Genomic DNA, 7134 nt, shown 5'->3' with positions numbered 1-7134 from the left:
GTTAAATTCCGTGAAGGTTTTGTGAAAAACCGTTATATCGGACGTACCTTTATTATGCCGGGCCAGAAGCAACGCGAGAAATCAGTACGTCAAAAACTCAACCCGGTAGAGCTTGAGTTTAAAGACAAAAACGTTCTACTGGTAGACGATTCAATTGTACGCGGCACCACCTGTAATGAAATTATTCAGATGGCACGTGATGCTGGCGCGAAAAAAGTATTCTTTGCCTCAGCTGCACCGATGGTGAAATATCCAAACGTGTACGGTATTGATATGCCTGCAAAAGCAGAATTGATTGCATCGAACCGTAGCGTTGAGGAAATTCGTGAAATTATTGGTGCTGACCGTTTAATTTTCCAGGATCTGGAAGATTTAAAAGGTGCAGTTCGTACCAGCAAAGTACCGGCATTACGCGAATTTGATTGTTCGGTGTTTGATGGTGTGTATGTGGCTGGCGGTATTAATGAAGCTTACCTTGATGAACTTGAGCACAAGCGTAACGATTCTGCCAAGAAAGCCCAAGGCGGCTATATTGATGTCAATATCGATGCGGCATCAGTAGACCTGACCGGTGTGAAAGAAGAATAAATTATTCTTGCTTGGTATGAAAAGCGGGAATTTCCCGCTTTTTTAATTTATGATAGATGAATAAATACAATGTAATACAGGAACTTTACATTGAAGCACGTGAGTTATTCTTTTATAAAAAATAAAAATATGGTCTGGTCCGCAAGTGTTTGCCTGCTTGCGGTGCTGCTCACGCTCTTTATTTTAAATACCATTGTCGGGTTGAATGTTTTTTATTTTGACCATACTCAATCCATTTTCTGGCATGTACTCAGCCCTTATCTCATTATGCTATTACTCAGTGTGATGACTATTTCGGTGCTGTATGAGTTCTATGTCTTTCGTTCAGGTGGACATTCGCTGGCAAAACAGCTGGGTGCACGTCGTTTAAGTCTGATTGAAAGCATTCCTGAAGAAAGTATTGCCCTTAAAATTACCGAACAACTGGCCAATACTTTTTTAATCGATGTGCCAGCGGTCTATGTACTTCCTGATGAAGTGGGCGTGAATGCGTTAACTGCCGGGTTTTATCCACGAGATATTGTGATTATTTTGACCTGGGGCGCGTTGCAAAATCTGGATGAATTGGAACTTTATGGCTTGCTCAGTCATGAGTTTAATAAAATCCTGTCTGGTGAAACCGCTGAAAATACTCGCTTAAAAATTCTCTATAGTAGCCTGACCACCTTTAGTCAGTGGGGCAGTAAAATTGCCAAACTGGGCTTTACCAAGCATGGTCAGGCACATACGCATAAATTTGCCACTTCTTTTGTGGCCATGGGTGGGGTGATCTGGCTGATTGGAAGCCTGGGCGTTTTGATTACCCGTTTAATTAAATATATTTCGCTAGGTAATCGCACCTTTAAAAACGACCAAAAAACCAGACGTCTCATACAAAATGATGCCAATGTACAAACCTTGCTCAGAATTTATGTACATCATTCAGGTTCACAAATTCATAGTGAATATGCTGAATCCATTGCCCATATGTGTTTTGCTAACTCTTTAAGTCCGCAAAACTGGATGAATATTCATCCCAGCATCGAACAGCGTATTTATGAGCTGAACCCTGGCTTGGTGCAGGATTTGCAGCTTGAAAATTTAAAAAAATTACGTAACCAGCCCTTATTTAGCTTGTTTCGTTCGCTTGACGAACTAAACAGTGAAGTCTATACGCCATGGAGCTCACCACAACCTTTGCCATTGCTGCGGTTATCACCGATCAGTTTTGCCATTAACGACGCGATCAAGCCTTTAAATCCGGAAATCCGTGACAATATGCAACGTCCTGAGCTGATCCAGCGGGCATTGCAGACCGCAACCGGTTCACGCGAGGTGATGGTGGCGATTTTAATGATTCGCCAGTACCGTGAATTTATTCCGGCCGAGGCAGAAGTCAGTCGCGCCATCGTCGACTCATTGCTGCATCTGGATGGTCGCGTGCATATCTCGATCTTTTATGAAGCCTGTAAAAATATTGGCACGATGCCGGCGACCATTGCACGACAGTTTTTAATGAAACTGGCGCGAATTATTCAGGAAGATGGGGAAATTGGTCTGCTGGATGCATTACTGCTGGAATGCGTGAAATACGAATTAAATCTGTTGCCCCTGCATACCCCGACTTCACTGGAAGATGTAAAGCCGCAGATCGTACGCTTAATTGATGCCTTGTTACATGTACAGCAGATTAATAGCCAGAACCAGCTCGATGTACGTAAAAAAATTCTGCGCCGGGTACTGACGGTAAAAGAACTGGAAATGTATGCCGAGATTTCGGATGAGCCGATCGATTTGGCGGAAATCTTAAATGATATTGCTGGTTTACTGCTTCGTGACCGTTTAAGTATTTTGGGTGTTGCCGAGTTATGTTTGTGGAATGACCGCATTATTACTCAGGATGAGCTTGATGTCCTGCAACTACTGTATTGGCGTTTTGGTTTTGACACCGATGAAATTGTCGAGCTGATGCAGAAGAAAAACAGTTTGATGATTGTCTAGACAAGCTGCGATAAAATTGGTGATGATTCAATAAAAGCACAGCAAAAAATCAGTAATCTCGTTAGAATACCAAGTATTCAATTGGTGATGAAAAAAGATGATTGGGCATCAGCGTGACATATTGGCAACTTTAGGAATCGATATCTGGGTTCCTCGGGATGCTGTATGTCAAAAATTGCCTTCTTCATCACTCTGGCGCGACCAGGCTGCAGCTGAATATCAGACTGAAATTGTATTGGCAAAAGCGCCAGCTACATTACCATTAGAGCTTAAAGCAGACCAAAAGACAGAGCCTAAACATACCGAATTGCTGGATGTTTCCGTTCCAGCAAAAGTGGAAAAAGCTGAGCCTGTCGCTGAAGTGATTACAGAGCGTGCAGCACTGCAAATTACAGCTTTTCAATTGCAGGCCTTGAGTTTGCCGCATTGTGTCATTGTCGTGGATGCAACCGAAATCACCGCTGAGCAGCAGCAGCTTTGGACTAATATTCAACAGGCGGTGCCGGCTGAATATTATGAATTGCAGTGGCCATTTCCTTTGATGAATTTTCAGGATGGACATGGCGCAGAAAGTTATGTGCAAGGCTTTTTAGATGCCATGAGTGCAGATAAAAATATTATTTTTCTCGGACAATGTGATTATTTTAAACATTCAAAAAGCATCAATCTGGCGAGTCTGCAGGAAATGCTGGATCAGCCCCTGTTAAAAAAACGCTTGTGGCAGTTTATGCAAAAATCGCCTCATCACACGGATGGAACATGAACAAGAAAGTCGTGGTGTTTAGCCAGTTAGATCAGGATATCCTTCAGCGCTTACAACAACAATATCATGTCGTCATCATTAACCCGAAACAGGGTGATGTGAATGAACAGATACGAGAACAGGTCAAAGATGCCGATGCAATGATTGGTGCAGGGCGCCTACTCAATGAAAGTAATTTGGCGACCGCACAACAACTTAAAATTATTTCCAGTGTTAGCGTGGGTTATGACAATTACGATCTGGCCTATTTAAACCAGCAAAAAATCTGGTTATCCAATACTCCGCATGTATTAACTGAAACCACTGCCGACTTGGCTTTTAGCTTGCTGATGAGTGCAGCACGTAAAGTTCCAGCTCTGGATCAATGGACCAAGCAGGGCAATTGGCAACGTACTGTCGGGACAGCACAATTCGGGCAGGATGTATTCGGTAAAACCTTAGGTATTGTCGGCTTGGGCAATATTGGCGCTGCGATCGCACGCCGTGGTTTTTATGGCTTCAACATGAATATTCTTTACCATAACCGTCGTGAGAAGCTCGAGCTGGCGCAGCCTTTAAATGCCCGTTATTGTGGTCTGGATGAGTTGTTGCAGCAGTCAGACTTTGTAGTCATCGCGGTGGATTTAAATGCAGAATCCAAGGCCTTGATGGGGCAGCACGAGTTCGATCAAATGCAGCCGCATGCGGTATTTGTCAATATTGCCCGTGGTTCAGTTGTAGATGAACAGGCTTTAATTGAAACTATAAAAGCGGGTAAAATTTTTGCCGCCGGACTGGATGTCTATGCAAAAGAGCCTTTGCAGGAGTCCGAACTGTTTAGCCTGGAAAATGTAGTGACCATGCCGCATGTTGGCTCTGCAACTGCAGAAACACGTAAAAAAATGGCAGAGCTGGCTTACCGTAATCTGGTTGATGCGCTGGAAGGACGTACACCGCCTTATCTGGTGAATCCAGGCTTTTCTTAAAATTTGATAACACTTCATTGCAAATTGCTCCAATTTTCAATGTTATAGTCAGATAAATTGAAAAAAAGCAGTTTGAGTAGATCACATTGAAACGGTTTTTATGGGCTTGCAACATCACTTTGATTTCAGCAATGACATTAACGCACAGTGCAAATGTCAATTTATCTCCGCAATTTAATGTTCCTGAAATCGGCAGTGGCGTCGGTTTGATTGATCAACAAAAAGAAAAAATGATTGGCGAAAAGGTCTTTCGTGAAGTGCAGCACCAAATGCCAGTTCTGCAAAATCCATGGTTAGAAGATCAGCTGGGGAACATATTTTCGCATATCTTAAGCCAGACCCAACTGGGACAACCGATTGGTCTGGTGATTATCAATGATCCGCAAATCAATGCTTTTGCTGTTCCAGGTGGGCTATTTGCGATTAATACGGGCATGGTGACTTCTGCCCGCAATATTGATGAAGTGGCTGGGGTAATGGCACACGAAGTAGCTCATGTATCACAACGTCATTACAGTCGTTCGCAAGAAGCATTTAAGGGGCAAGGCTTGCTCACCTTGGCAGGTTTACTGGTGGGTGCGCTGATTGCCTCACAAGCGGATGGCGATGCGGGAACAGCAGTCATGTTGGGTTCTCAGGCAGCATTAATGGATAAGCAGCTGAACTATAGCCGTAATCAAGAGCGTGAAGCGGACCGGATTGGGATGCAATACATGTATAGCGCAGGCTACAATCCGCAAAGTATGGCCGATTTTTTTGAGGTCATGGACCGGGCAACCAGTAAAGTCAGTTTCTTGCCCGACTTCTGGCTTACCCATCCACTCAGCACAGAGCGTATGAGTGAGGCTCGCTTAAGGGCGAATCAATTTCCTCGGGCAAAATCTAATTTGCATGATGAAGATTTTGAAATCCTGAAATGGTATAGCCGCGTCATTTCCAACCAGACCACAGAACAACAACTCCAGGTTCTGGCCAATCGGAAAAATTTTGCCGGACAGTTGGCACTGGCCGCCTTTTATCTCAAACAGGGGGATTATGTTTTAGCGCAGCAGGTTTTGGATCAGGCGAAATCACAGCAGCGCTTAAACAATTTATTGATTTTAATTCAGACCGATATTTACCTGGGGCAAAATAAAACAGATGAAGCGTATAAGGCGATTCAGTCTGCTGCGCGAATCATGCCGGAAAATCGGGCTTTAGCACTTAAATATGCAGAAGTTTTGATTCGACAGCAAAATGCTGCGCAGGCACAGAACCTGATTCAACGCTTTATCAATAAAAACCCGCGCGATATACAGGCTTGGCGCTTGATGCAGCAGGTGGCCAATATAGAGCGGCAGTCACCGTTCAGGACGGTGAATGTACTGCGTTATCGTGCAGAAGTGGAATACTGGACAGGATCAGAAGAAAATGCGATTAAGTCCTTGTTACATGCACAGCGTCTGATTAAAGACAATGAAGTGTTAGCGGCAAAATTAAAAGCACGAATTCAGGAAATGCAAAAAGAGCGACAATTGAGAATTTAATCGTAGATGATGATGTCGCAGTCATAATAAAAACAAGGAGTGACCCATGCTAGAAGGTCAATGCTTATGTGGAAGGGTAAAATACCGTTATGGTGGTGAAATTGAAAAAACCATTATTTGTTACTGTAAGGATTGTCAAATGGCGCAAGGCTCAATCTTTGCCTGGAACAGTCTATTACAGCAATCAAAATTTGAAATTACCACTGGACTTAAATTTTTAAAAGAATATTTCCATAGCCCGAATAAAGCCCGGGTTTTTTGTCAGGAATGCGGCAGTCCGGTTTATTCATATCGTGTCGATTTACCTGGCATTATTCGCTTGCGTTTGGGGACGGTCACCCAAGGTCATTTACCTGCACCTTCCGAGCAAGCCTATACTCAACATAAACCTGGTTTTCTGCATATAGATGAATAAATTCTGCAGCTGAACTGATGAGGCTTATGATAATCTTTGTGTGTTGTGAATTTTAAATAATGAACAGAATCAGTCTATGAAAAAAATATTATTGATCTTATCGGTATTGGGGTGTGCGAGTTTAAATACAGCTTTAGCAGGTGTGGAGCAATATGTCGCAGCAGTGGATCAAATCTCAGAGCAGTATAAGCGGGATAGCAGAAACTTTTTCAGCAGTTTAAATGCGCAACAGACCAGCTTTACGCCAGAGCAGCAAACACAGTACTGTGCAATTGTGGGTCGTTATATAGATCGGTTATATCAGGCGGCAGATCAGAATAGAGCGTTTTTGGACCGTCAATTTAGACAAATGACCCGGCAAGATGTGATCAATCAAGTCATGTCATCAAGAGAAATGCTAATTTTGAAAAAATATAATATTCAGTGTGAGCTGAAATAACAGAAAATATTGATGAGGGATTGAGAGGAAACATTTGAACTGTCTTTGCATAAAGGCAGTTCAACGATAAAGAATGATTGTAGGAGTGGGGATTAGCCAAGTTTCGCTTTAATTTTAGCGGATACTTGTGCAGGATCGGCGCGCCCGGCTATGAGCGGACGCAGAGAATTCATCACCTTACCCATATCTTTCATGCTAGTAGCTTCTTGAGCAGTAATCGTCTGCGCAATAATAGAATCAAGCTCTTCCTCAGTCATAGCTTCTGGTAGAAATTGAGAGAGTACCTCAACTTCGGCTTGTTCTTTACTAGCTAAATCATCTCGACCAGCACCTTCAAAGGCTTTGATCGATTCTTTACGTTGTTTAATTTGCTTTTCAATGACCGCAAGAACCTGAGCGTCGTCAAGTTCTTTGCGCTCATCGACTTCGATTTGCTTAATTGCTGCCTGTAGACCACG

8 protein-coding genes are annotated in these 7134 nt (G+C 43.1%); 7 read left to right on the top strand and 1 reads right to left on the bottom strand.

Annotation, left to right across the window (positions count from 1 at the left end):
* The 7 genes from B4C48_RS00255 to B4C48_RS00225 form a co-directional block, all read left to right on the top strand.
* On the top strand, positions 1–588 hold a 588-nt coding region (locus B4C48_RS00255; protein WP_414631487.1), incomplete at its 5' end, for an amidophosphoribosyltransferase.
* A gap of 90 nt (positions 589–678) precedes the next feature.
* Positions 679–2568, top strand: a complete 1890-nt coding sequence (locus B4C48_RS00250; RefSeq protein ID WP_291352264.1) for a M48 family metalloprotease — start codon at positions 679–681, stop codon at positions 2566–2568.
* A gap of 97 nt (positions 2569–2665) precedes the next feature.
* Complete coding sequence (locus B4C48_RS00245; protein ID WP_291352262.1) at positions 2666–3331, top strand: hypothetical protein; 666 nt, start codon at positions 2666–2668, stop codon at positions 3329–3331.
* Positions 3328–4296, top strand: coding sequence for a 2-hydroxyacid dehydrogenase (locus B4C48_RS00240; protein WP_291352260.1), 969 nt, complete (start codon positions 3328–3330; stop codon positions 4294–4296). Before B4C48_RS00245 ends, B4C48_RS00240 begins: the two co-directional genes overlap by 4 nt.
* 131 nt (positions 4297–4427) lie before the next feature.
* Positions 4428–5822, top strand: a complete 1395-nt coding sequence (locus tag B4C48_RS00235) for a M48 family metalloprotease (RefSeq protein ID WP_291352258.1) — start codon at positions 4428–4430, stop codon at positions 5820–5822.
* 46 nt (positions 5823–5868) lie between these two features.
* Positions 5869–6237: a GFA family protein gene (locus B4C48_RS00230; RefSeq protein ID WP_291352256.1), complete on the top strand. Its 369-nt coding sequence runs from the start codon at positions 5869–5871 to the stop codon at positions 6235–6237.
* A 76-nt stretch (positions 6238–6313) separates the two neighbouring features.
* Entirely contained in the window at positions 6314–6676 is a 363-nt protein-coding gene (locus B4C48_RS00225; protein WP_291352254.1) for a hypothetical protein, read from the top strand.
* Between the two features lie 92 nt (positions 6677–6768).
* On the opposite strand, the gene B4C48_RS00220 is transcribed toward B4C48_RS00225, so the two are convergent.
* On the bottom strand, positions 6769–7134 hold a 366-nt coding region (locus B4C48_RS00220; RefSeq protein WP_291352252.1), incomplete at its 5' end, for a GatB/YqeY domain-containing protein.

Origin of the sequence: Acinetobacter sp. UBA3106 (genome assembly GCA_002365595.1) — a bacterium.
In the GTDB taxonomy this organism is placed as follows: Bacteria; Pseudomonadota; Gammaproteobacteria; order Pseudomonadales; family Moraxellaceae; genus Acinetobacter.
The sequence above is the reverse complement of the archived record's forward strand: the minus strand, read 5'-3'. Positions and strand labels throughout refer to the sequence as shown.